General features: G+C 59.8%; 23 protein-coding genes and 1 pseudogene. 8 read left to right on the top strand and 16 right to left on the bottom strand.

Annotated elements, in window-relative coordinates:
- Window positions 1-147 precede the first annotated feature (147 nt).
- From AC2FIR_RS03095 to AC2FIR_RS03060, 8 genes are all read right to left on the bottom strand, one after another.
- Entirely contained in the window at window positions 148-2,601 is a 2,454-nt protein-coding gene (locus AC2FIR_RS03095) for a GcvT family protein (protein ID WP_496745069.1), read from the bottom strand.
- Window positions 2,602-2,690: 89 nt separating this feature from the next.
- On the bottom strand, window positions 2,691-3,671 hold the full coding sequence (locus AC2FIR_RS03090; RefSeq protein ID WP_170614269.1) for a GlxA family transcriptional regulator: 981 nt from the start codon (window positions 3,669-3,671) through the stop codon (window positions 2,691-2,693).
- A 10-nt stretch (window positions 3,672-3,681) separates the two neighbouring features.
- Window positions 3,682-4,575 (bottom strand): homocysteine S-methyltransferase family protein, encoded by an 894-nt coding sequence (locus AC2FIR_RS03085; protein WP_496745071.1) that lies wholly within the window; start codon window positions 4,573-4,575, stop codon window positions 3,682-3,684.
- Between the two features lie 11 nt (window positions 4,576-4,586).
- A complete protein-coding gene (locus AC2FIR_RS03080) occupies window positions 4,587-5,639 on the bottom strand; it encodes a zinc-binding dehydrogenase (protein WP_170614267.1) in 1,053 nt (350 codons plus the stop codon).
- Window positions 5,640-5,750: 111 nt separating this feature from the next.
- On the bottom strand, window positions 5,751-8,201 hold the full coding sequence (locus AC2FIR_RS03075) for a GcvT family protein (RefSeq protein ID WP_170614266.1): 2,451 nt from the start codon (window positions 8,199-8,201) through the stop codon (window positions 5,751-5,753).
- A 15-nt stretch (window positions 8,202-8,216) separates the two neighbouring features.
- Window positions 8,217-8,597 carry a GFA family protein gene (locus AC2FIR_RS03070; protein ID WP_496715810.1) on the bottom strand — a complete coding sequence of 127 codons (381 nt, stop codon included), beginning with the start codon at window positions 8,595-8,597 and terminating at the stop codon, window positions 8,217-8,219.
- A gap of 4 nt (window positions 8,598-8,601) precedes the next feature.
- Window positions 8,602-9,225, bottom strand: a complete 624-nt coding sequence (locus tag AC2FIR_RS03065) for a LysE family translocator (protein WP_170614264.1) — start codon at window positions 9,223-9,225, stop codon at window positions 8,602-8,604.
- The gene (locus AC2FIR_RS03060) at window positions 9,225-9,794 is read right to left on the bottom strand and encodes a helix-turn-helix domain-containing protein (protein WP_170614263.1); all 570 of its coding nucleotides are present in this window, start codon (window positions 9,792-9,794) and stop codon (window positions 9,225-9,227) included. The genes AC2FIR_RS03065 and AC2FIR_RS03060 overlap by 1 nt, the downstream gene beginning before the upstream one ends.
- A gap of 58 nt (window positions 9,795-9,852) precedes the next feature.
- Here AC2FIR_RS03060 and AC2FIR_RS03055 point away from each other — a divergent pair, with 58 nt between their 5' ends.
- Window positions 9,853-10,197 carry a DUF1294 domain-containing protein gene (locus AC2FIR_RS03055; RefSeq protein ID WP_480440844.1) on the top strand — a complete coding sequence of 115 codons (345 nt, stop codon included), beginning with the start codon at window positions 9,853-9,855 and terminating at the stop codon, window positions 10,195-10,197.
- 22 nt (window positions 10,198-10,219) lie between these two features.
- On the opposite strand, the gene AC2FIR_RS03050 is transcribed toward AC2FIR_RS03055, so the two are convergent.
- The 3 genes from AC2FIR_RS03050 to AC2FIR_RS03040 form a co-directional block, all read right to left on the bottom strand.
- Entirely contained in the window at window positions 10,220-10,738 is a 519-nt protein-coding gene (locus AC2FIR_RS03050) for a GNAT family N-acetyltransferase (protein ID WP_170614262.1), read from the bottom strand.
- 101 nt (window positions 10,739-10,839) lie between these two features.
- Complete coding sequence (locus AC2FIR_RS03045; protein ID WP_170614261.1) at window positions 10,840-11,295, bottom strand: GAF domain-containing protein; 456 nt, start codon at window positions 11,293-11,295, stop codon at window positions 10,840-10,842.
- 96 nt (window positions 11,296-11,391) lie between these two features.
- The gene (locus AC2FIR_RS03040) at window positions 11,392-12,564 is read right to left on the bottom strand and encodes a thiolase family protein (RefSeq protein WP_496761901.1); all 1,173 of its coding nucleotides are present in this window, start codon (window positions 12,562-12,564) and stop codon (window positions 11,392-11,394) included.
- 102 nt (window positions 12,565-12,666) lie between these two features.
- Between AC2FIR_RS03040 and AC2FIR_RS03035 the strand changes: the two genes are divergently transcribed.
- The 4 genes and pseudogenes from AC2FIR_RS03035 (at window position 12,667) to AC2FIR_RS03020 (ending at window position 15,265) form a co-directional block, all read left to right on the top strand.
- On the top strand, window positions 12,667-13,005 hold the full coding sequence (locus AC2FIR_RS03035; protein WP_170614259.1) for an STAS domain-containing protein: 339 nt from the start codon (window positions 12,667-12,669) through the stop codon (window positions 13,003-13,005).
- Window positions 13,006-13,093: 88 nt separating this feature from the next.
- Window positions 13,094-13,180 (top strand): annotated as a pseudogene (locus AC2FIR_RS03030) (ATP-binding protein); the annotation flags it as partial.
- A gap of 116 nt (window positions 13,181-13,296) precedes the next feature.
- Window positions 13,297-13,479: an ATP-binding protein gene (locus AC2FIR_RS03025; protein WP_480552851.1), complete on the top strand. Its 183-nt coding sequence runs from the start codon at window positions 13,297-13,299 to the stop codon at window positions 13,477-13,479.
- A gap of 208 nt (window positions 13,480-13,687) precedes the next feature.
- Window positions 13,688-15,265, top strand: coding sequence for a gamma-glutamyltransferase family protein (locus AC2FIR_RS03020; RefSeq protein ID WP_170614258.1), 1,578 nt, complete (start codon window positions 13,688-13,690; stop codon window positions 15,263-15,265).
- 35 nt (window positions 15,266-15,300) lie between these two features.
- Here the strand turns inward: AC2FIR_RS03020 and hspQ are convergent, their stop codons facing one another.
- The gene (gene hspQ / locus AC2FIR_RS03015; RefSeq protein WP_170614257.1) at window positions 15,301-15,627 is read right to left on the bottom strand and encodes a heat shock protein HspQ; all 327 of its coding nucleotides are present in this window, start codon (window positions 15,625-15,627) and stop codon (window positions 15,301-15,303) included.
- A gap of 80 nt (window positions 15,628-15,707) precedes the next feature.
- Between hspQ and AC2FIR_RS03010 the strand changes: the two genes are divergently transcribed.
- Both AC2FIR_RS03010 and AC2FIR_RS03005 read left to right on the top strand, forming a co-directional pair.
- Window positions 15,708-16,589: an AEC family transporter gene (locus tag AC2FIR_RS03010; RefSeq protein ID WP_170614256.1), complete on the top strand. Its 882-nt coding sequence runs from the start codon at window positions 15,708-15,710 to the stop codon at window positions 16,587-16,589.
- Window positions 16,590-16,649: 60 nt separating this feature from the next.
- Window positions 16,650-17,231: a transglycosylase SLT domain-containing protein gene (locus AC2FIR_RS03005; protein ID WP_170614255.1), complete on the top strand. Its 582-nt coding sequence runs from the start codon at window positions 16,650-16,652 to the stop codon at window positions 17,229-17,231.
- 35 nt (window positions 17,232-17,266) lie between these two features.
- Here AC2FIR_RS03005 and AC2FIR_RS03000 read toward each other — a convergent pair whose 3' ends face one another.
- From AC2FIR_RS03000 to AC2FIR_RS02985, 4 genes are all read right to left on the bottom strand, one after another.
- Complete coding sequence (locus AC2FIR_RS03000; RefSeq protein WP_170614254.1) at window positions 17,267-17,842, bottom strand: LolA family protein; 576 nt, start codon at window positions 17,840-17,842, stop codon at window positions 17,267-17,269.
- 40 nt (window positions 17,843-17,882) lie between these two features.
- A complete protein-coding gene (locus AC2FIR_RS02995) occupies window positions 17,883-20,804 on the bottom strand; it encodes a DNA translocase FtsK (RefSeq protein ID WP_170614253.1) in 2,922 nt (973 codons plus the stop codon).
- A 14-nt stretch (window positions 20,805-20,818) separates the two neighbouring features.
- Window positions 20,819-22,000 (bottom strand): aminotransferase class I/II-fold pyridoxal phosphate-dependent enzyme, encoded by a 1,182-nt coding sequence (locus tag AC2FIR_RS02990; RefSeq protein WP_496761898.1) that lies wholly within the window; start codon window positions 21,998-22,000, stop codon window positions 20,819-20,821.
- Between the two features lie 109 nt (window positions 22,001-22,109).
- Window positions 22,110-23,438: an amidase gene (locus AC2FIR_RS02985; RefSeq protein WP_170614251.1), complete on the bottom strand. Its 1,329-nt coding sequence runs from the start codon at window positions 23,436-23,438 to the stop codon at window positions 22,110-22,112.
- A gap of 51 nt (window positions 23,439-23,489) precedes the next feature.
- Between AC2FIR_RS02985 and AC2FIR_RS02980 the strand changes: the two genes are divergently transcribed.
- On the top strand, window positions 23,490-24,752 hold the full coding sequence (locus AC2FIR_RS02980; RefSeq protein ID WP_496761896.1) for an FAD-dependent monooxygenase: 1,263 nt from the start codon (window positions 23,490-23,492) through the stop codon (window positions 24,750-24,752).
- The last annotated feature ends 24 nt before the right edge of the window (window positions 24,753-24,776 follow it).

The raw sequence follows: 24,776 nt of genomic DNA, 5'->3' as shown, positions 1-24,776 counted from the left end.
CTGGCTTTTCACCGCTTGCGAGGCTCTGCCTCGCGCTCCGGGATATTTTTGGCCAGATGAACAAGGGATCCTTCATTCATCTGGCTGCAAATATCCCGGGGGAGGCGCAGCTTGCTGCGGCGGGGGCAGCGCCCCCAACGCACCGGTTCAGACTTTGACGCGCTCGGATTTAGGGTCATACATCGGCTTCAGCGATGCCTCTGCCCTAACCTTCACACCGCACACGTCGATCTCATAGCTCGATGCCAATACATCAGCCGCCTTCTCGCCCTCACATGGCACGTATCCCATACCAACGGCGCCGCCCAGCGTGTGGCCATAGTTGCCTGAGCTGAGATAGCCGACATACTCACCATCGCGAATGATCGGTTCATTGTGGAACAGCAGCGGCTCTGCATCGGTCAGCTTGAACTGCACCAGGCGACTCTTTGGCCCGCTTTCCTTGCGCGCGATTACCGCCTCGCGGCCGATGAAATCACTGCCCTTGTCGACCTTGACAGCGAACCCGAGTCCGGCGTCGACAACATGGTCTTCGCAAGTGATATCGTGGCCGAAATGGCGGAAGCCCTTTTCGATCCGGCAGCTGTCCATCATGTGCATCCCACACAACTTCAGCCCCATGTCCTGACCAGCCTCGTGCAGTGTTTCGAACACATGACCCGCCATGTCAGACGAGACATAGATTTCCCAACCAAGTTCACCCACATAGGTCACGCGATGCGCGCGGGCGAGCCCCATGCCGATCTCGATCTGCTGTGCGGTACCAAATGGATTGGTTGCGTTGGTGAAGTCGTTGGGCGAGACCTTTTCAAGCAGCGCGCGGGCGTTCGGGCCCATCACGGCCAGCACCCCTTCGCCCGCGGTGACGTCAGTTATGACCACGTTGAAATTGCCGGCATGGCGTTGCATCCAGGTCTGATCCGCCAGACGGGTCGCCGCCGGGGTGACGACAAGAAAGGATGTTTCAGTCAGGCGGGTGACCGTCACGTCCGCTTCAATCCCGCCGCTGCGGTTCAGGAACTGGGTATAGACGATTTTGCCATTGGGCACCGAGTAGTCGCCGCCGCCGATATAGTTCATGAACGCCTCGGCATCCGGACCTTCCACCCGGATCTTGCCGAACGAAGACATGTCGTACATGCCGACATTCTCGCGCACGGCGCGGTGCTCGGCGGCCGAATTCTCGAACCAGTTCTGGCGCTTCCAACTGTACTGATACTCACGCTCCTGCCCTTCACTGGCGTACCAGTTGGCACGTTCCCATCCGGCCAGTTCACCAAATACCGCGCCCTGTTCCTTCAGGTGGTGGTGGAACGGTGTCCGCCGCACACCGCGCGCAGTCGCCTTCTGACGATAGGGGTAGTGATCGGCATAGAGCAGGCCCAGCGTCTCTTTCGAGCGTTCGAACAGGTACTGTTTGTTGCCCTGGAACGGCTGCATCCGGCTGATATCCACATCGCCAAGGTCAAACGGTTTCTCACCCGTATCCATCCATTCGGCCAGTGCCATCCCCGCGCCACCGGCGGACTGAATGCCGATCGAGTTGAACCCTGCCGCGACCCAGAAATTGTCCATCTCGGGCGCAAGGCCAAGGTGGTAGGCATCGTCGGGGGTAAAGCTCTCAGGGCCGTTGAAGAAGGTATGGATTCCGGCCTCGGCCAGCATGGGCATCCGGTTGCAGGCATCTTCGAGGATCGGTTCGAAATGGTCGAAATCCTCGGGCAACTGGTCGAATTCGAAGGTATCCGGGATACCGTCCATGGCCCATGGCTTGGCGTTCGGCTCGAACGCGCCCAGCAGGATTTTGCCCGCGTCTTCCTTGTAATAGGCGCATTCATCCGGCACCCGTAGCACGGGCAGCTGCGTCAGACCATCGATGTTCTCGGTAACGATGTAGAAATGCTCGCAGGCGTGCAGCGGGACGTTGACGCCCCCCATCCGGCCAACCTCGTGCCCCCACATGCCTGCACAGTTCACCACCATGTCGCATTCGATGTGGCCCGAGGCGCTGCCGTCATCGGCAACCCAGTCCACACCTGTCACCTTGCGGCCCTGTTTGACGATCTCGGTGACTTTCACGCGTTCTTTGACAATGCCGCCGCGCTGCCGTGCGCCCTTGGCAAGCGCCAGCGCGATATTGGCAGGATCGCCCTGTCCGTCCAGCGGCAGGTAAACCGCACCCTTGACGTCTTCGAGGTTCAGATGCGGATAAAGCTCCGCCACGCGCTCGTTCGTGATTTCTTCGACCTCGACCCCGAATGCCCGCGCCATGGCGGCCTGGCGATAAATTTCTTCCTTGCGCTCTTCGGTCAGGGCCACGGTGATCGATCCGCAGCGCTTGAACCCGGTCGCGACGCCGGTTTCCTCCTCAAGCGAGCCATAGAGTTCCTGACTGTACTTCGCCAGTTTGGTCATGTTGGCGGTCGCGCGCAGCTGCGCGATCAGACCCGCGGCGTGCCAGGTGGTGCCGCTGGTCAGTTGCTTGCGTTCCAGCAGCACGACATCTGTCCAACCCTTCTTGGTCAGATGATACGCGACCGAGCATCCGATAACGCCGCCGCCGATGATGACCACTCGGGCCTTGGTGGGAAGATCAACCATCCTGATGTCTCCGCTGTGTCAGGTTTGGGATAAAATGCCACGGATGTGCGACAACAAATGCATCAAAATCGTCAGGTCCTCTGCAAAAATCACCTTTGCGAAGATGCCCGCTTTTCCCGCCGCAGAACAAACGGCGTGATTCCATAAAAGCTCTTGTAAATCGACGAGAATCCGTTGGGAAATCCGCATGCCAGGCCGATCTCGCGCACGCTCATGGTAGTGTTCAGAAGCAGATTGTTCGCGCGCGCCAGCCGCATTTCGCGGTAAAATCCGTTTGGTGTGGTTCCGAAGATCGACCGGAACTTGCGTTCGAGCGACCGATTCGACAGCCCCAGCAGATTGACGATGTCCTGGATCGGCAAAGGGTCTTCGATATTGGCCTGCATCAGCTTGATGCACTGGTCCAGTTTTGCATCCCCGGTCGCCGTGGTCCGAACCCCGGAAAACGGCTGCTGCGAGGAAAAGTCCCGGATGTTTTCGTGCAGCATGATGTCAGCAACCGTCATCCTGGCAGGGCCCGAAACATGGCGCCCGATAACGGCCAGCGCGACATCGGTGGTCGCCTCCATTCCGGCGCAGGTGACGACCGAACCCTGCTGGGTTGCGATGGACATCTTGGCTTCGAACCGGGCGCCCCTTTCGCGCAGGAAAGATGCGTTCTCCCAGTGGGTGGCCATGTCATCCGTGCCTTGCTCGTCAATATAGCGGCTGGCGGCCTCGGCCAGCAAAAACACCTGTGCGCCGCGGTAGGTATAGTCCGAAACCACCCGCCCAAGTGACAGGTCCGGCAGGTCCGGGTCGGAATTGCCGATCACGAACAGATAGTCGGCATCAGGTTGTGCAGAAACCGGTTCGGTTGAAACGGTTGCGCCGCTGCTGCTTTCAACAGGGCCGCCTTTCAACGATCGATAGGTGTACCGAAACGGAGGATTCGGGCAAACGCGGTTGGCAATCCGCAGGACATCGACCAATGACGCGAGCTCCAGCAAAACGTATCCCGGCGCAACCATGATATCGAACTGATGCTGTTTGCCGGATCCTTGCGGTTCGGGTCCTGTCCGCTTTTGCATTCTCGTGCCCTCAGACAATCCTGTGCCCGGCTGCGCGTAACTGTTCGGCCAGTGCCTCGATATGGTCCGGACCGACCTCGCAACAACCGCCTACGATCGTGGCCCCCTGTTCCACCCAGCGCATGGTGTGTTCGGCGTAGACCTGAGGCCCCAGATCGCTGCGCTGTTCAAGCGCGTCGACGGTCGGGGCGTCCTTCAGAAATCCCTCGGAAATTTCGGTGAATCCGTTCGCATAGGCGCCAAACGGCCGTCCCATGGTTGCGATGATCTGCAAAGCCGCAGGCATGGCCTCGGGGGGCGAGCAATTGACGAGCACGGCCTCTGGAGCAAAGCGGTCGACCAGAGGTGAGATTTCCGACAGGTGTTCACCCGACCGCAAACGTGTGCCGTCTGTGTCATCGACGGTCAGGGCCAGCCAGACGGGACGCCCGCCGTTGACCGTGCCGCGCAACGCACCTTCTGCTTCCTGTACCGACGAAACGGTTTCAATCAGGAACAGGTCGACCCTGTCAGCCATCAGTTCGACAAGTTCGGCGTATTTCGAAGCGGCGTCCTCAGGATCGGGCCGCAGGTCGGGCCTGTAGGTGGCCAGCAGCGGACCCAGCGACCCTGCAATGCGCCCTTTGGTTCCCGCGCGTGCGCGTTCTGCCTGAGAAAGGGCGGTGTCCGTCAGCGCTCCGATCTGGTCTTCCAACCCCACACGTTCCAGGCGCGAACGGTGAACAGCATAGGTATTGGTGGTCGCGATCGTAGCGCCGCGGCGAAAATAATCTGCGTGAACGTCGCCCACCAGTTCCGGGTGATCCATCATCACCCGCGTTGACCAAAGCGGCGTTGCCCGGTCGCCACTGCGTTTGACCAGTTCCTGCCCGATGGAGCCGTCCAGAAGGGTGATGTCTGCCATGTCTTACCTCGTTACGGAATCAGGACCAGTTTCCCCGGAAACGCTTTGGATTGGAAATCTTCCTGCGCCCGGGCAATGTCTTTCAGAGGATACGTCTTCGAAACAAGCGGCCTGATCCGCCCTGCATTGATAAGTTCGACAAGCCGTCCGAAAACGTCGAATGCCTGGTGTGTACAGCCATGAATGGTGATGTCCCTCAAATAGATATCGCGCAGATCCGCTTGTACAATCGGGCCTGCTATGGCGCCGGAAACGGCGTATTGCCCGCCCGGCTTCAGCGCCAGAATCAACCCCGGAAATGCCGGTCCGCCGACGACGTCGACCACCACATCGAACATGTCTGGCGGCAAGGCCGCGTCGCGATCAAAGGTATCTATCGCACCCTGTCCCTTGACCACGTCTGCTTTGGAGGCGCTGGTTACACCCCAGACCGAAGCCCCCCGCAATGTTGCAAGTTGGACGGCAGCCAGCCCGACCCCACCGGATGCCCCGGTTATCAGAACCTTTTGTCCGGCCGTTACACCTGCGCGGGTCAGCAGGTTTTCGGCCGTGCCGAAAGCGCAGGGTATTGCCGCAATCTCGGTGTCCGACAGGGGTGACACTGACACGTCGTAGAGGTCGCTTGCCTCGACCAGGCAGTATTGCGCGAAGGCGCCGTCAATCTCAGAACCCAATGCAATGAAACCGCTGGGTTGACCGGGGCGCGGGCGCGGCAAGTTGATCGGACAGGTGACACGTTGACCTGGCTGGAATCCGGTGCCGGACCCTGTCCGCTCAACGATGCCGCACAAATCACCGCCCTGTATTCTGGGAAACTGCAGAGCGCCGCCCCAACCGCCGGCATCGACATCCTGATCGACCGCGTCCGTTGCACCCGTGACATCCGGTGAATACCAGCCAACACGCGTGTTGATGTCGGTATTGTTGACGCCTGCCGCAGCCACCCGGACCAGAACCTGCCCGTGTCCGGGGGTGGGTAGGGGAATATCCTGACGCCATTCCAGTGCCTCCGGCCCGCCATGGCGTGTCAGGTAAACACCGGACATTGTCTCCGGATGGGTCATTGCCATCTCTCCCCGTTACAGGTTTTGCGGATGCATTATGCCCGACAGCGGTGTTGCATCAAATTGCGGGTCCGCCTGACTTTTGGCCGACCCGCAGTTTTCCCTGATGGATCAGGCACGCAACCGCGCGTTTTCCGGATCCCAGAGCGGCTGGTCCTGCTGCACGACGGCTCGGCATTTCCGACCGTAGATTTCGACCTCCAGTTCGGTGCCCGGAGCAGCCAGATCAGGACGCACCATGCCCAGTGCGACCGACGCATTGATGCGATACCCCCATGCACCGGATGTGGTTTCACCCACGATCTGACCTTCATGCCAGAGGCATGACATGTACGGTGCGTCGCAATCTCCGGCCTCGACCAGCATGGTGACGAACTGCTTTTTCACGCCCTGCTGCTTTTCATTCTGGATCGCAGCCTTGCCGGGGAAGTCCTGTGGTTTGTCCAGTTTCACGAACCGCTCCAAACCGCCTTCCAGAAGCGAGTAGTCGGTCGACAGGTCGCCTTTCCACGCACGATAACCCTTTTCGACACGCAGGGAATTGAGCGCATACATCCCGAAGGGCTTGGCACCCGCGTCAATGATGGCGCCATAGATCGCTGGCATGTGTTCGTTCAGGGCATGAACCTCCCAACCCAGTTCACCTGCGAAGGAAACACGGATCAGGTAAGCGGGTTGCCCGGCGACGGTTGCCGACTGGTGGGTCAGCCATCCGGTCGACAGGTCCGCATCGGTCATGCCCGACAGGATCTCTCGCGACTTCGGCCCCGTGACGATCAGTGTATCGCGGGTGGTGGTCACATCCTCGACCGAAACGCCTTCGGGCATAGCGTTCAGCAGAATGTCGCGGTCATGCCACTGGGCAGTTGCGGCCGTGATCATGACGAACTCGTCCTCGCCCATCCGGATACAGGACATCTCGGTCAGGATGCGACCACGATCATCAGAGATATAGACAAGGTTCATGCGACCCGTCTTGGGCAGGCCACCCGTGACCAGACCACGCAGCGCCTCGGCAGCACCTTCGCCCTTGACCATGAAGCGCGAGAACCCCGGCAGATCCAGTACACCACAATGGTCGCGCACGGCCTCGCATTCCTCCTTTACGCGCTGCTCCCACGGGCCCGAGCGGCCCCATGTGTGGGTGGCTTCAAGCGACGTGTCGTCGCCGGGCTGCGCAAACCAGTTGGCCCGTTCCCAGCCGTTATAGGCGCCCATGACACCGCCCAGCTCTTTCACCTTGGCATGAACCGGCGACAGTTTCTTGTCGCGCGCGGCGGGCCATTCGTGCTGGGGGAAGTGCATGGCGTACTCGTTGCCATAAACTTCCAGACCCTTCTGGTTGCAATAGTCCTGATCGGTGTAATCGGTGTAACGGCGCGGATCGACAGCCCACATATCCCACTCGGTCGCGCCATCGACGATCCATTCGGCCAGCACCTTGCCCGCGCCACCGCCTTGCGCGATGCCAAAGGTGAATGTGTGCGCCTCGAACGCGTTTTTCACACCCGGCATTGGACCGATCAGCGGCAGACCGTCCGGTGCATAAGGGATCGGGCCATTGATCACGCGGCCCACGCCCGAGGTTGCCATCAGCGGCACCCGTTCCATCGCGTCGGTCACGATGTCCTCAATCCGGTCCAGATCATCATTCCACAGCTGGAAGCTGAAGTCCTCGGGCATCGGGTCATCTTCTGTCATCCAGTGGCCCTTACAATTGGGCTCATACGGGCCAAGGTTGAAGCCGTTCTTCTCCTGACGCAGGTAGTACGAGACATCCACGTCGCGCAGCAGCGGCAGCTTCTTGCCCCCGTTTTCCTTGGACCACGCTTGGACTTCGGGGATTTCGTCGGTCAGCAGATACTGGTGGCTCATGACCATCGCGGGAACGGTTCGGCCGCCATAAGGTTTGAACCACTCTCCCACACGCTGCGCGTAGTAACCGGCGGCGTTGACCACATAATCACAGGCGATATCGCCCTTGTCCGTGTGTACGGTCCAGGTGCCGTCGTCATGCTGGGTCACGCCGGTTGCCGGGCAGAAACGGATGATCTTCTGGCCCATGTCGCGGGCCCCCTTGGCCAGCGCTTGCGTCAGCTGCGCGGGGTCGATGTCGCCATCGGTCGGATCATACAGAACCCCCTCAAGATCATGCGTTTCAAGGAAGGGATAGCGTTCCTTGGCCTCTTCCGGGGTCCACATCTCCATCGGGATGCCCTGGTAACGGCCCATCGACATCGCCCGCTCAAATTCCTGCATCCGCTCCTTGCTGTGCGCCAGACGGATCGAGCCGGACTGGTGGTAGTTCATCGGATAGTCGACTTCTTCGCCCAGCCGCGCATACAGCTCGGTCGAGTAGCGCTGCATGTTCATGATCGCCCACGAGGTCGAAAACGTCGGCACGTTACCCGCCGCGTGCCAGGTCGAACCTGCGGTCAGCTCGTTCTTTTCCAGAAGAACGCAGTCGGTCCAGCCCTTCTTGGCCAGATGGTACAGCGAGGAAGCCCCCACCACACCGCCACCGATAACAACCACTCGGGCTTTTGTCGGAAAATCATTCATGTTGTTTGATCCCTGTTACTGTGCCTCTTGAGGCAGATCGTCCGTGATGTCGTAGTAATCGCCCTTGTCGGCCACGAAGATGTGGCGGGCGAGCGTGAAGCCCGTGGGTTCGTCAAGCGCCCCCATGGAAATCGAAATCGTGTCCTCGTCATTGTGTTGCCAGAAAAGGAACGAGCCGCAGGCGCTGCAGAAACCGCGTCGGGCGATATTCGAGGCACGAAACCAGCTGAGCGTGTCACTGGCGGAAAAACTGAGATTGTCCTGATGCGTCGAGGCGGACGCCCAGATATGACCCGACTGCCTGCGGCATTGACCGCAATGGCAGGCCGAGGGCGGTGAAAGCTCACCGTCGACCGCGAAGGCAACCGAGCCGCACAAACATGATCCTGTCTGCATTCTATTACCCCCTTGCTGTAGGCGTGGTGCTGGTTCCCAGCAGCACACCGTAAATGATGAAACATGCAGCCATGATCCGGCGCACCCAGATGTTGAACACCGCGCCCAGCGCCGCCTTGCCCATGAGCGCGCCCAGAAGTGTGAAGCCGGTATAGCTGAGTGTCGTAATGACCAGCGCTGTTGGCATGATGACCGACATTTGCTGCCAGATCGGCACATCGGGCTGCACGAATTGCGAAAACGCGGCCAGGTATCCTGCGACACTTTTGGGATTGATCGTGGCGATGGCCAGTGCATGCAGATAGACGTGCCGCGCTGGACGTTCCGTGGCAGGTACCGGCTTTGCCGCGTTCATCCAGCCGCGCACGCCCATCCAGATCAGGAACCCTGCCCCGATCAGTTTGGCGATGAAAAACCCGGTTGGGGACGCCGCGATCAATGCGGTCACGCCCAGTGCCGACAGGATCAAAAACGCGCTGGCCTGAGTCACAATGGCCAGAACACCCAGCATCGCCTTGGCAAATGGCAGGTTCATCCCGTTCGAGATGCAATTGACCGCGTTCGGCCCCGGTGTGGTAACGAATACCACCCAGAACAGCGCGAATATGGTCCAGGCCTCAAAGCTCATCAGTATACCGGCGGGGCGATGACCCAGACCGCAACCGCGGGCTCGTCATAGGGGTTGGACCATTGATAGGGCTCGTGCTTGATCCGAAAACTGTCACCCGGACCGACCGTGTATTCACGATCGCCGATTTTGAGATCAAGCCGCCCGGAGACCATGTAACCGACCTCTTGCGTCGGGCGATTTGCAGGGGTTTGCATGCGGGACTGGGGTTGAAAGGTAGAATGCACCATCTCGAAATCGTCGGTCAGATCAGGAGACAGCAGTTCTTCGATCAGCCCTTCTTCGCCGGACCCCATCGGACGCCGGGATCCGGCCCGGACGACATAGCCCTGTTCGGCGGCAGGCGCCGCGGAATGCGCAAACAGCATCGACATCGGAACACCAAGACACTGGGCAATCTGGCGCAGATCCGAGATCGATGGTTCGGACTTGTCGCGCTCAACCTGGCTGAGCCAGCCGACGGACCGGTCCAGACGAGTCGCGATATCGGTCAGCGTCAGCCCGCGCGCCTTGCGCAGGGCGCGGATGTCCGCTCCGAGTGTCGCGCTTTGCGGGGCCTGGCTGTTCACGGGGGCCACTCCGATTCTCGTGAAATTTTCTCCTCGTTTTTCACGATGGCGCGATTCCGTGAAAATTCCAAGCATTTTTTCACTTGGGTCGACCTGTCCGATTGGCTATGTCCCACTCATGTGGATTGCAGTGATCTATCTTTGGGCGGTTAACGGTCTGACCCTGCTGTGTTTCGGCTGGGACAAGGTCCGGGCGCAGCGGCGCAAGCGCAGAATCCCAGAACGCAGGTTGTTGTGGCTTGCAGCCCTCGGCGGCAGCCCCGGCGCGTTGCTTGGACGATGGCTGTTTCGGCACAAATCCCGAAAACGCGGATTCTCGGCCTGGCTGTTCGGAGTTGCCACGTTGCAGGTCTTGGCCCTGTATCTTGCCATGGCCAACGGCCTGCCGACCCTTATGCAGTGACAAGACCTGACTGCACCGTCAGTCAGCCGATGTTGCGGACATAAATCTCGGTGGTGGCGGAACAGCGTTCCGTCAAAAGTTCAAAGCCTGCTTTCCGAAGCACGCGGGCAGAGGCTGGATTGTCGCGACCGACACCGGCAACGAGTCGCATGGCAGGGCCTGACAGCACTGCGGTCTGAAGCCCCTTTAACAGTTCGGAGGCATAGCCGTTTCCCCAGGCAATTTCTGCAATCAGATAGCCGATATGGACACTCGGAGGCGCATCACCGTCCAAATCCACGGCCAGCACCATCAGTCCGATCAGCTTATTGTCGCTGCTTTGACGCACCAGCAGAATGTCGCTTTCGGCGTGACGAGCCTCGATCCAGGCTGAGATGTCCCGGTCCCGCAACTGCATGGGCGGCGGCAGGTTTTTCAAGACCGCAGGGGTCAGTAGCGCGGCAAGATCGTCAGCTAGCTTGCGCCGCAAGTGCGGTTCGGCAAGATGGTCTTTCCAGTGGCTGACCGAAAGCCGTTGAGTAGAGAATTGGTGTGGAATCATGCCGGACCCGCCAGGTTTCGAGGCCTTCGGAGTTTAGCGGGTCTTTGCGTGAAGCAAAATGTCGAAGTCCGAGAGTGGGCCTTTCGCCCCCTGCGTTTCCATCAGGCTCGCGCGAAAGTTTTGGACAATATCTCCGTCAGGTATTCGGCGTCATCCTCCGAAAACGCATCGGGCAGATCGCTGTCGATGTCGAAAACCGCGATTACCTCACCTGCGGCATTGTGAACAGGCAGGACCAGTTCGGATCGGGTTGAGGACGCGCAGGCGATATGCCCCGGGAACGCGTCGACATCCGGAACAAGCTGCACCTGCCCTGTGCGCGCAGCCGCACCACAAACACCCCGGTCGAAGGGAATGACCAGACATCCATGCCCCCCCTGGTAAGGGCCGATTTTCAGCAACCCCGGTTCGGTCACCCGATAAAACCCGGTCCAGTTGAACCGGTCGTCGGAATGATGCACCTCGCAGGCGACGGTGGCCATCAGTGCAACCTCGTCACTTTCGCCTTCGGTCAGAGCGGCAATGGTTCTGGCCAGCATGGTGTAGTCTGCTGTCATGGTGGAAGTCCCGTCTGTGGTGGGTAAAGGGGGCGCTGCCCCCTCTTGAGCCGTTGGCTCAATTCACCCCCGGAGTATTTGGAAAAAGATGAAGGGTCAAACCCGTTCGATTGCTATTGCGGTGCCTTCGCCGCCGCCGATGCAGATGGCTGCCACACCCCGCTTGAGGTTTCGTTTTTCCAGAGCATTGAGCAGCGTCACCATGATTCGGGCACCTGATGCGCCGATCGGATGACCCAGGGCGCAGGCGCCACCATTCACATTCACTTTTTCACGCGGCAAACCCATTTCGCGCATGAACGCCATGGGAACGACGGCGAAGGCTTCGTTCACCTCCCACAGATCGACGTCATCCTTGCTCCATCCGATGCGGGACAGCAGCTTTTGCGCCGCCGGAACCGGAGCGGTCGTAAAGAGGCCCGGAGCCTGCGCGTGGCTGGCATGCCCGAGGATGCGCGCACGAACGGTCAGGCTCTGCGCCTCGGCCACTTCGGCGGAGGCAAGAACCAGCGCCGCCGCACCATCGGAGATCGATGAGGAGTTGGCGGCTGTTACGGTCCCGTCCTTGCGAAACGCGGGTTTCAGGGTCGGAATCTTTTCCGGCCGCGCCGATTTTGGCTGTTCGTCAATATCTTGTGTGAATTCACCTTTGCGGGTCCGCACGACGTGCGGCGCAATTTCGCCGTCAAACGCCCCGTTTTCCTGAGCGGCCAGCGCGTTGGACAGAGACTGCAGCGCGTATTCGTCCTGTGCCTCACGCGTGAATTGATAGGCCTCGGCGCAGTCTTCGGCGAAGGTGCCCATCAGGCGGCCCTTGTCATACGCGTCCTCAAGCCCGTCCAGAAACATGTGGTCCACCACCTGACCGTGACCGATTCGCGCCCCGCGGCGCATTTTGGGCAGCAAGTAGGGGGCGTTTGTCATGCTTTCCATACCGCCCGCGACCATGGTGTCGGCATGACCCAGCGCAATCTGGTCAAACGCCATCATCGCCGCCTTCATCCCGGACCCGCACATCTTGTTCAGGGTCGTTGCGGGCACGTCTTCGCCCAAACCGGCGGCGAAACCGGCCTGCCGCGCCGGAGCCTGTCCCTGACCGGCGGGCAGAACGCAGCCCATCAGAACCTCGTCCACGGTCTGTACTCCGGCCCCCTTCATGGCCGCTCGAATGGCCGTGCCACCCAGATCGGCCGCCGCAACCCCATCGAACATGCCCTGAAACCCGCCCATTGGGGTGCGGGCTGCACCCGCGATCACGACCTGCTTCATCCGGATTCTCCTTCTCGTTTTCCGGGTTCTGAATACCGAATGGTAAGAATTGCCGTCTAGCGTATTTCTACGAGGATTTTTCATTCTGGAGGGCAATTGGACATGGGTCTGATCAGTACGGCAACCGGTGAGACGCAGGTGATCAAGGTTCAGGCAGACCGGATCGACGCCGCCATTGCGATACAGTTCAAGGAAGATATGCGCAATCAGACCGACGGCTGCGCGGGCCGGGTGGTGCTGGACCTGTCGGATGTCGAATTCATCGATTCCAGCGGACTGGGTGCCATCGTCGCATCCATGAAACAGCTTGGCGATGACCGCAGCCTGGATCTGGCGGGTCTGCATCCGTTTGTCGAGAAAGTATTTCGGCTGACCCGCATGGATACAGTTTTTCGATTATTTGCGACGCTGGAAGACGCCCTGACGCCGACTGCGGATTAAAGTTGCAAAGGAAACCATTCGCGTGGCTTCTGTTCATGATCATGACTTTCTGGAACTGAGCTTTGCCGCAACCGAAGCTGAGGCGAGCATGGGTATCGCCCGTCTTAGCGCCGGCCTCGCCGAGCGCGGATTGCCCGCGCCAAAGGCAAGCGACGTCAAAATCGCGCTGGCCGAGGCGATAAACAACCTGGTTGAACATGCCTATGCAGGCATCGCCCAGCCCGTGTTCTTGTCAGGTGCCGCCGGCACAGGGATCGGCTTGTTATTATCATTACGGATACCGGCAACCCTTTGCCGGGGCGTCGAGTGCCCGATGTTATTCCGGCGGACGTCAACGCAACCAGACAGAGTCTGCCCGAAGGGGGATTCGGATGGTTCCTGATTCACCAATTGACCAGCGCCATCCATTATGAACGGCGCGAAGGGTGCAATAGGTTGTCTTTGCGCTTCGATTTCCCGGATGAGGCGAATTGACCCAAAATGGCCACAATAAGGCCCAGATCGAAACATTGTCGCGCCGCAAATAATTGGCAAAAGGGTCTTGTAGCTCAGATAGCTTCCCTCGGCGCCTAGCATCACAGCCCCCACCCAGTGACCGGCGCCGAGGAACCTCCCCTCAAGTTGACTGGACATTCCTCTGCCGCGCGATACGGTCTGCGCGTTCAATGAGGAGAGCCCCGTCATGCGCGATTTGCACAAACCCGGACGTTCCGAAGTACTGGCGACCGAAGGCATGTGTGCGACGTCACACCCTTTGGCGGCCAAGGTGGCGCTGGACATACTGGCGCAGGGCGGAAACGCGATGGACGCCGCCATCGCCGGTGCGGTTTTGCTGGGTATTTGCGAACCACAAATGACCGGTCTGGGTGGCGATTGTTTTGTCCTGTTCAATCGCGCAGGCGAGAACGAAATTCGCGCGCTGAACGGTTCAGGCCGCGCGCCCCAAGCAGCAGATGCAGAGGCGTTGCGCGCAAAGGACCTGAAGACCGTGCCCCTGAACACTCCGGATGCGGTGACAGTTCCGGGTGCTGTTGATGCGTTTTGCCACCTGGCGGAAACGGAAGGACGGCTGGGGCTTGAGGCGATTTTGCAACCGTCCATCGACTACGCGGAGACCGGTGTTCCGGTGGCCGCACGAGTGGCCTTCGACTGGAAATCCGGCGCGGCTGTATTGCAGGGTGCGGCCCGCGACCACTATCTGATCGATGGCAAGGCCCCGGAAACAGGTCAGGTCTTTCGCGCTCCGGGTCAGGCGGAGATTCTGCGCCAAATTGCTCGTCACGGGCGCGAAGCATTCTACACCGGTGACATCGCGCAAGACATGATTTCCGCCTTGAACACACTGGGTGGGGTCCACACATCAGACGACTTTCAAGCCACCAGATGGACGCAAACCAACCCAATGAGCGGGCACTACAAAGGCACGGACCTTGTCGAACACCCGCCCAATGGGCAAGGGGCGACTGCGATCCTGTTGCTCAATATTCTGAAGAACTTTGATCTGGCCGGGATGGACCCTTTTGGTGCGCAAAGGGTTCATATCGAGGCCGAGGCCACCAAATTGGCCTACGATGCCCGCAACCGATTCATTGCGGACCCCGATCATACGGCCAGGGCCGAACGTTTCACCGATCAGGATATTGCAGACAGGCTGGCAGCGCTTATCGATCCCAAAAGCGCAATGGCGGCCGCCGCACGGCTGACCGAGTCCGTTCACAAGGATACCGTCTATATCACGGTGGTCGACCGGGACCGGATGTCCGTATCTCTCATCTACTCGATCTTCCACAGCTTCGGATCAGGGATCGCGTCTGAAAAATATGGCATTCTGCTGCAGAACCGCGGGGCGGGCTTTACGCTGCAAGGCGGGCACCCCAATGAGCTGGGCGGTGGAAAACGCCCGATGCACACGATCATTCCCGGGATGCTGAAACAGGACGGCCGGGTAGTGATGCCATTCGGTGTCATGGGCGGGGCCTACCAGCCGACCGGACACGCCAGATTCCTGTCCAATCTTGTCGATTTTGATTTGAGTCTTCAGGGCTGCATCGATGCGCCGCGCGCCTTTGCCGATGGTGGGGTACTGAAACTGGAACGCGGATATCCGCAAGCAGTAGCGCAACAATTGTCTGACATTGGCCACACTGTTTCAATTCCTGACACACCCCTCGGCGGTGCACAGGCGATCCGAATCTGTGAAAGCGGTGTTCTTGAGGGGGCTAGTGACCCCAGAAAAGACGGATGTGCGCTTGGGTATTGAGTTTCGGCGACCGGAAGGCGGCAGCTATGCGGTTATCAGTTCAGATGAAAGTGCAGCGGATACGCGCCATCCTCGAACGGGCCGAACATGTTGGGAATGTCGGGGTGCTCAACCGGCTCTCCGGACTGGTCGGCAACCAGATTTTGTTCTGAAACATAAGCAACATAGAAGGATTGGTCGTTTTCAGCCAGCAGGTGATAAAACGGCTGATCCTTTATCGGCCGACTGTCTTCAGGAATCGCCTGATACCATTCTTCCGTATTCGAGAACTCCGGATCCACGTCAAAAATCACCCCTCGAAAGGGATGTTTCTTATGGCGGACCACCTGGCCCAAGCCGTATTTGGCATTTGTCTTCAGCATTGTTTCAGCCCCCGGAGGTCTTACTACCTCTTTCCGGGCCAAAATGCCAATCATTGATCTGAAATTCAGGGAAACAGTCTGTGAACCTACTACTGACAGTGTTCGAAATTGTCGCTCCGGTATTTTTGCTTTCAGGGATTGGGTTTACCTGGGTCAGGCTGGGATTCGAGTACCGTTTGCAGTTCGTGACACGGTTTGCGATGACACTGGCCGTGCCAAGTCTGATCTTCGTCGCCCTGATGCAGACCGAAATTCCGGGCGGGGATCTGTCACGGTTCACGCTGGCCACCATTGCCGGGAATCTGGCACTTGCCGTGGTCTTCAAAGTGACCGTTCATCTTTTGAAACTGGAGCAGCGCACGTATCTGTCGCCGCTCATTTTCGGGAATACCGGAAATCTTGGGCTGCCTCTGTGTATTTTTGCATTCGGGCAGGCCGGACTGGGCTATGCGGTGATCTTTCTTGCGGTCACGGCCCTGTTTTCATTCACTTACGGAATCTATCTGGTGGCCGGAAAAGGCGCGTTTGGCAAAGTCATACGCGAGCCGATGGTCTGGGCAACGCTGTTTGGCGCCCTGTTTTTGTGGCAAGGCTGGGAAACGCCCTTGTTTCTGACCAATACGCTTGAGCTGCTGGGGCAGATGGCGGTGCCCATGATGCTGATCACGCTCGGCGTCGCGATTGCACGGCTGACCACCGACAGGCTGGGGCAGGCAATCTGGCTGTCAGTTTTGAAGCTTGGCGTTTGCTTTGTTTTGGGCTGGACCGTTGCAGTGACGTTCGATCTTGGGGCCGTGGCATTCGGTGTGCTGGTCTTACAGATGTGCACCCCGGTGGCAGTCACATCGTACCTTCTGGCCGAGCGGTTCAAGGCCGATTCAGACGCGGTTGCCGGAATGGTCATGGTCTCGACTCTTCTTTCCGTGGGGGCATTACCTGTCATTCTGGCTATTGTTCTGTAACGAAAGTGATTTCCTCAAACTACAATCTGCGCTAGAATGAACAAAAAAGGCACGAGGCACATGAGCAGAATTCTAGTTGTACTCCTTGGGGTGCTGCTTTTGGCATCCTGTGGGGGTGGTTCCAAGCAACCGCCCAGCAGATTGAATGACGCGTGCAGTATTGCGCGCGAAAGGCCGGACTATATCAAGGCGTTCAAATCCACCGAACGGAAATGGGGGGTGCCCATTCACGTTCAGATGGCGACAATCTATCAGGAAAGCCGCTATCGCCACGATGCACGAACCCCGCACAAATACGCACTGGGAGTGATCCCGCTAGGCCGTCAGAGCAGCGCCTACGGCTTCAGCCAGGCCCTTGATGGCACGTGGGAGCAATATCAGCGCGAAACCGGAAAACGGCGCGCCAAGCGGGATCGCATTCGCGACGCGTCGGACTTCATCGGCTGGTACATGAACAAAAGCTACGAACGCAACGGCATCCACCCCAGCGACACCCGCAACCAGTACCTGGCCTATCACGAAGGTCACGCCGGCTTTGCGCGTGGCACCTACAACGGTAAATCCTGGTTGCTGAACGTGGCGGATGATGTCGATGCGCGTGCGCGTCTTTATCAGGCCCAGCTGGCGTCCTGCCGAGTCTGACACCATTGCGCAGGCCGGCAGTTACCCGGCCTGTCCTAATTCGGGCGTGAGAACAGGCTCTGGTTCAAGCGTCCGTCTGTTTCCAATGCGCCCAGCAGGACCGTGGTCTGCCCCCCGGCATTGTCGTGAATCACCCATTTACGCAGCTCAATGGGATCGCCTGTAAACATCAGCTCGATCCGGCCTGCGTCGGGGTTTTTGGGGTCCTGCGCCGTAACGATTGTGGCGGTCCCGTCAAACTCGTGCCCCACCACCATATTCGCCTCACCCAGATTTACATTTCGCTTCAGCACCAGTGACAACGGTGTCCGGTTCAGAGGGTATTGCTCGGGCGGCTGGTTTGATTTCGGATCAAAGATCATCACGGATCCGGAGCGCGCCAGAACGACGGCATCATTGGGGGGGTCATATTCGAACCGCATCTTGCCGGGGCGTTGAATCCAAAGCTTTCCGGTACTTAGCGATCCGTCATCGTTGACCTGAGTGAACGACGTCTGAACGGTTTTCATATCGTTCAGGTATTTTGAAATCTGCGACAATGGCAGTTTGTCTGCCGCCCAGGCCGCAGGCGCGGCCAGTGTCAAAGCAAGGGCAAAGGCTATCTGTTTCATGAGACACCAGATAAGCGCTTTGCCCTTGTTATTAAATATCCTACTGCTCGGGGACGAGGATTTCGCGTTTGCCGACGTGATTTGCTGACGAAACAACGCCTTCGTCTTCCATCTGCTCAACAAGCCGCGCGGCCTTGTTGTAGCCAATGGCAAGTTTCCGCTGAATGTACGAGGTCGAGCATTTGCGATCCTTGATTACAATCCCGACTGCCTGATCGTACAGGGCATCCTCACCGTTGGTGTTTCCACCGGTATTCAGGCCCAGAACAGCGTCGATATTGTCAGCCGTTTCCTCTGCCGGGCCATCGACCACCCCACTCATGTAGTCCGGTGGGCCGAACTGTTTCAGGTGGTTGACGATTTCCTCGACTTCTTCGTCCGAAACGAATGGCCCATGGCAGCGGGTGATCTTGGCCCCACCCGCCATGTAGAGCATGTCGCCCTGCCCCAACAGTTGCTCAGCCCCCATTTCACCAAGGATGGTACGGCTGTCGACTTTCGAGGTCACCTGGAACGAAATCCGCGTCGGGAAGTTCGCCTTGATCGTACCGGTGATCACGTCGACCGACGGACGTTGCGTGGCCATGATCAGGTGAATACCCGAAGCCCGCGCCATCTGTGCAAGTCGCTGAATGCAGGCTTCGATTTCCTTGCCCGCGACCATCATCAGGTCGGCCATCTCGTCGACGATGACGACGATGTAGGGCATCGCCTCGGGCGCGAATTCTTCGGTCTCGAATGTGGGTTCGCCGGTGTCATCGTCAAACCCGGTCTGGACCGTGCGGCTGAACAGTTCGCCCTTGGCCAGCGCGTCCTTCACGCGGCCGTTGTAGCCCGCGATATTGCGCACGCCCATTTTGGACATCTTGCGATAGCGGTCCTCCATCTCGCCCACGACCCATTTCAGAGCCACAACCGCCTTTTTCGGGTCGGTCACAACCGGGGACAGCAGATGCGGGATGCCGTCATAAACGGACAGCTCCAGCATCTTTGGGTCGATCATGATAAGGCGGCATTCATCCGGCGTCAGCTTATACAGCAGCGACAGGATCATGGTGTTGATCGCCACCGACTTACCGGAGCCCGTGGTACCCGCGATCAGCAGGTGAGGCATCTTGGCCAGGTTCGCCACGACGGATTCCCCGCCAATATCCTTGCCCAATGCCAGAGGCAGCGCGTGGTTGCCATCGCCAAAGTCCCGGCTGGCGAGGATTTCGCGCAGCACCACCATCTCGCGATTTTCGTTGGGCAGTTCGATACCGATCACGGAACGCCCCGGCAATGTCGAAACCCGCGCCGACAAGGCGGACATGGACCGCGCGATATCGTCCGCCAGACCGATCACACGGCTGGCTTTCAGGCCCGGAGCCGGTTCAAGTTCGTACATGGTCACTACAGGGCCAGGGCGGACGCTGACGATCTCACCCTTGACGCCATAATCGTCCAGAACGTTTTCCAACATCCGCGCGTTTTCCTCCAGCGCCTCATCGCTCAGATGATGGCGCTGAATGCTGGCCGGATTGGACAGCAGACCCAGCGGCGGCAATTCGAAATCCGAATGCCGTTCCTCGAACGACAAGGTCGGCTGCGCTTCGGCCTGAGCACGACGCGACGGAGGCGGGCTGCGGCGCACAGGCTGTGCCACGACCGGTTTGCGAGGCTCGGCCACCGGGATTTTCATTGCCGTGCGCGGCTCTGGCGCGGGTTCGGGCGCGTCCTCAAAAACGTCGTCGTCGTCAAAATCGGGTTCCGGCTGAAAGCCCTGCATGTGATCGGGTTCAGGCACGTACGCGTTCGGCTCAGGCGCCTGCCATTCGGGCGCCGCCCCTGAAGTCAACGGCGGTTCGGGTGGCAACCCGGCCGCAGTAATGGGTGGCTCGGGCGGCAATTCTCCGGCCCGCGCTGTGTTCAGGATCAGTGGGTCGGGCCCTCTGCCGCGGCCCTTGGTCAGCGGAAGGTTCGGATCGGGTTCGGGCGTCATCTCACCGGTGGCGACCCGGCGGCTGCGAACGGCTGCCGAAATTTTCGAACGGATACGATCCTCTCCCGGCATTTCGTCGAAACCTGCAACCGGTTCAGGGTCGACAAGCTCGGGTTCCGGCATCGGTTCCGGTCGCCGGATCAACGCGGGCATCCGCGCCAGCAGCCCGGTTTTCTGCGGCCCGGGCCCGAATTCAGGCTCTTCGAATACAGGATCGGCAAAATCCATATCGTCCTGGAACACGAGGTCATCAGCCTCGATCCGGGCGGCCTTGCGATCTTCCCACCGCGCGCGGCGGTCACGCGCGGCCTGGGCCGTGGCAGATGCGCTGCGGCCAAGACCCTTCATCAGCATGTCGTAGGACAGAACAAGACCAAGCAGGAAAGCCCGGAACCCGCGCCGGACGTCGTCTTTGGTAAACCCAAGCACAAAAACGCCCAGCGCCAGCATCCCCACCGCCATCGCCAGCGACATCAGCTTGACCATGAAATGCGAGGAAATCGGCAACAATGTCAGCAACGCACCCATCACGGTATCGCCAAACAAACCGCCCAGACCATAGCTGTGGGTGGCGCGCCATGCGTCGCCCGGCACCAAAGTCGCTGCATAAACCGATACAACCGCGATCCAGATCGGCGCAAAGATCAGGCGCGCAACGGCGCGATCTTCGCCGAAGTGACCGGCAAAGCGGATGCCCCAGCCAATCAACACCAAAGCGATGCTCCAGCTTCCCCAGCCCACGATCATGAACAGAGGCGCAGCGATCGAGGCCCCGATACGGCCCATCCAGTTCTGCACCGGCGCGTCTGTCGATACCATCCAGTTCGGATCATCCGGCGTGTAGGACCAGATCATTGCCGCTGCCGCAAAACCAAGCAGGATCAGGGCGATCCCGATCAATTCCTTGCTGCGCCGCTCAATCGCGGCCTGCGTTGTGCTGTCCAGTAAAGGATCGCGGTTGCGCGCGTTCAATGATGCCATTTTGCCCTCGTACCTCACGAATAGATGCAGTCGCGAAGCGTGATCAGCCCGCGCTGCAACTCTGTTTTTGGGGCCACCATGGCGACCCGGATAAATTGCTCGCCCGGGTTCTGGCCCGGATCACCTTGTGAAAGATATGCGCCTGGCAGGACACGCACCCCGGTCTCCTGCCACAGCTTCAACGCTGTTTCCTCGCCGTTTTCGACTGGCAGCCACAGAAAAAACCCGGCCTCGGGGGGCATATAGCCCTGCACGCCAGCGAACACCTCGTCCGCAATGGCGTATTTATCCCGATAAAGCGCGCGGTTTTCCCTTACATGCGCCTCATCCGCCCAGACCTTGGCGGCAGCGGCCTGCAAAGGCGCTGGCAGAGGCGCGCCAGAATAGGCCCGCAGCTGTTTGACCCTTTTGATCGTCTCGGGTCCACCAGCAATCAGACCCGAACGCAGCCCGGCCAGATTGGATCGTTTGGACAGCGAATTGAACAGGACGATCCGCTCAGGATCCGCTCCCAGTTCCTGCGCCACGGTCAGAATACCTGTCGGAACTTCGTCGCGGTAAATCTCGGAATAACATTCGTCGGCGAAGATGCGGAAATCGTATCTCTCGGCCAGACGGATCAGTTCAGCCCAATAGTCCCGCGACGCAACCGCGCCCTGCGGGTTGGCGGGCGAGCAGATATAGGCCACCGCAGTTCGGTTCAGCACGTCCTCGGGCAGACCGGCATAGTCCGGCAAGTGACCAGTGGCGGCCGTGGCCGGAACAAAAACCGGCTGCGCCCCGACCGAGATCGCGGCGACCATGTAGACCTGATAAAACGGGTTCGGGCACAGCACGATCGGCTGCTGGCCGTTTTTCAGCTCCGGGCACAGCGCCATAGCTGCGTTATACAGACCCTCGCGTGTGCCATTCAGGGCCATCACGTTGGTTTCGGGATCAAGCGAAACACCGTAACGACGTTCGATCCAATCGGTGATCGCACCCCGCAGCACGGGAGAGCCTTCGTTCGGCGGATATCCCTGAAAATCAGCAGCGTTTTCGGCGATGATATCCGTCACCCACGCCGGGAAATTATGCATGGGCGTGCCGATAGTCATATGAATGACCTCACCGCCCGGCTGATGGTGATCCAACAGGGCGCGCAGACGCGGGAATGCATATGCCGGTAGGTCCGAAAACCGCTCGGGGAAATTCATAACAACTGCCTCAATGCCGGGATCGTTTTTGTCCCGATTTTTTGGCAGATTACAGGGCGCACCCCGCCTCGTCCAGACAAAGAGGTGCCGAATCAGGGGATTGTGGCATTCAGGCCAACGCGGATTCGGCCGCAGATCCCAGCCGTAACAGCGCTTCTTCCGAACCGGGATAGCCTAGCATCATCAATCCGCAACCGGGTGTTCCGGTGGGCAAAGTCAGAGAAGCCAAACCCATCAGATTGCCGATGCGCGTGTTGCGCAGGGCCAGCAGATTTTCGGTGACGTAGTAGTCATGGTCGGTCATCAGACGGTCCAGATTCGGCGGCAGAATGGGTGCCGTCGGGGCCAGAACCGCGTCAAACCCGGCGGTTGCGGCGTCCCATGCGCTGCGGCAGGCCTTGAGCCTGGACCAGGCCGCTACGTAGTCCGGGCCGGAATGCGCCTTGCCGATGCGGAATCGTTCCAGAATTTCCGGATACATGGCATCGGGGTTCGCTTCGATCACGTCACGCCACAGCCCATACGCTTCTGTCGTATAGACTACACTAGTCAGACCCATGGCGTCGTTCAGTTCAGGAACATCCAGCGGTACGATTTGCGCGCCGGCCTCTCGCAGTCGGTTCAGGGCTTCCTCAAGCGCCTTGCGCGGGCCGTCCCGCAAATCATCCCTGGCAACATTCTGCAGATCGGCAAACCGCCGCCCTTTCAGGCTGGCCCCCCGCAAGTCGGCGGGAGTGCCACCTTCCAACAACGCCAGCACGTGCGCAGCATCCTCGACCGAACGGGCCAGCGGCCCAACCGTGTCAAACCGCAGGCACAATGGCACAGTGCCCTCAAGACTGACGCGTCCGGCTGTTGTTTTCAGGCCCACCAGATTGTTCCAGGCCGACGGGATGCGTACCGACCCGCCGGTATCCGATCCGATCCCGCAAGCCGCCAGCCCCCATGCTACCGAAGCCGCCGCGCCCGAGGATGAGCCGCCGGGCACCGCCTCTTCATCGTCAATACAGGGCGGCGTACCGGTGATGGGATTCAGTCCTAGGCCGGAAAAGGCCAGCTCGCTCATATGTGTCTTGCCCAGACACACCGTTCCCATGGCGGTGGCGTTGCGCACGACCACGGCATCGGCATCCGGAACGCGACCTTTCAGCAGGGCCGTGCCTGCCTCGGTTGCGATGCCTGCCGTGTCAAACAGGTCTTTCCAGCTGATTGGCACACCGTCCAGCAGGGATCGGCGCAGCCCCAAGCCAGCTCGTTCCTTTGCGGCCTTCGCTTCGGCCCGGGCGCGGTCATGGGTAACGCGGGCATAAATACGATCACGATGCGGATGCGCGTCGATGGCCGCCAGATAGGTTTCGGTCAGATCCACAGGGTCGATCTGCCCCATTCCGATGCCGCGCCCCAGATCGCACGCGGTCATGGTCAGCCACTCCTGCATCCCTCACCTCCATTTATCTACGATGAGGGGACGGTAGCGACACGACCGCACATGGACAATCCCGAAAGGGCGCGCATATTGCGGGGCATGACTAAGGCTTCGGATATCCTGATCGTTGGCGGCGGCCTGAACGGCCCCGCACTGGCACTGGCACTGGCGCAGACCGGGCATTCTGTAACGGTAATCGACGCGCTGGCCGAGACCGTGCGCAAGGACGCCGCATTTGACGGCCGGGCCTACGCACTTGCTCTTGCTTCGCAAAGATTGCTGGCGGCGACCGGCGTCTGGAGCAGGGTTGCCGGGCACGCGCAACCGATGCTCGAGATCAAGGTCACCGACGGGCATGCCGGGGCCGGCCCGTCGCCCTTCTTCATGCATTTCGACCATGCCGAGATCGAAGAAGGCCCGATGGGCTACATGGTCGAAGACCGCCATCTGCGTCGCGCCTTTCTTGAGGCGATGGCCGAGGAAAAGGGCATCACGCAGCTGAGCGGGAAAACAGTCGTTGCGCAGGAATGCGATACAACGGGCGTGTCTCTGACGCTTGACGACGGCTCTGTTCTGACCGGCGGCCTGCTTGTCGGATGCGACGGGCGCCGAAGCGGCACTGCCGCGCGGGCAGGCATCAGGCGCACCGGCTGGGACTATGGGCAGACGGCGCTGGTCTGCGCAATCGAACATGACCTGCCCCATCACGGCATTGCCCACCAGTTCTTCATGCCGCCAGGTCCACTGGCTATTCTGCCGCTGACCGGCAATCGCAGCTCCATTGTCTGGAGTGAACGGACCGACACGGCCCGGCGCATCAACGCCCTGTCAGAAGCCGACTATCTGCAGGTCCTGCGCCCCCGGTTCGGGGATTTCCTGGGCGACATCCGTTTGCAGGGCGACCGGTTCACCTACCCGCTGAACCTGACCATCGCCAATTCCTTCATCGGCGAGCGGTTGGCACTCGTTGGGGATGCCGCGCACGGCATGCACCCGATTGCGGGGCAAGGATTAAACGCCGGATTGCGTGATGTCGGCGCGCTGGCCGAGGTGCTGACGCTGGCCGGACGGCGGGGCGAGGATTTCAGCTCGGTTCTGGTGCTGGAACGCTATCAGGAGTGGCGGCGGTTCGATACAGCCGCATTGGCCATGGCGACGGATGTGTTCAACAAGCTGTTTTCCAACGACAACCCGCTGCTGCGGTTCGGTCGCGACATCGGCATGGGCATCGTCGGCTCTATGCCCGGGTTGCGCCGGGGCTTTGTGCGCGAGGCCGCCGGGCTGACCGGAGACCTGCCAAAACTGCTGCAGGGGCGCGCGATCTAAAACGCCGCCGGGCACCCTGAGACG

It is taken from the genome of Ruegeria sp. CDSB136 (genome assembly GCF_059610965.1).
This window is presented reverse-complemented; position numbering and strand designations above follow the sequence as displayed.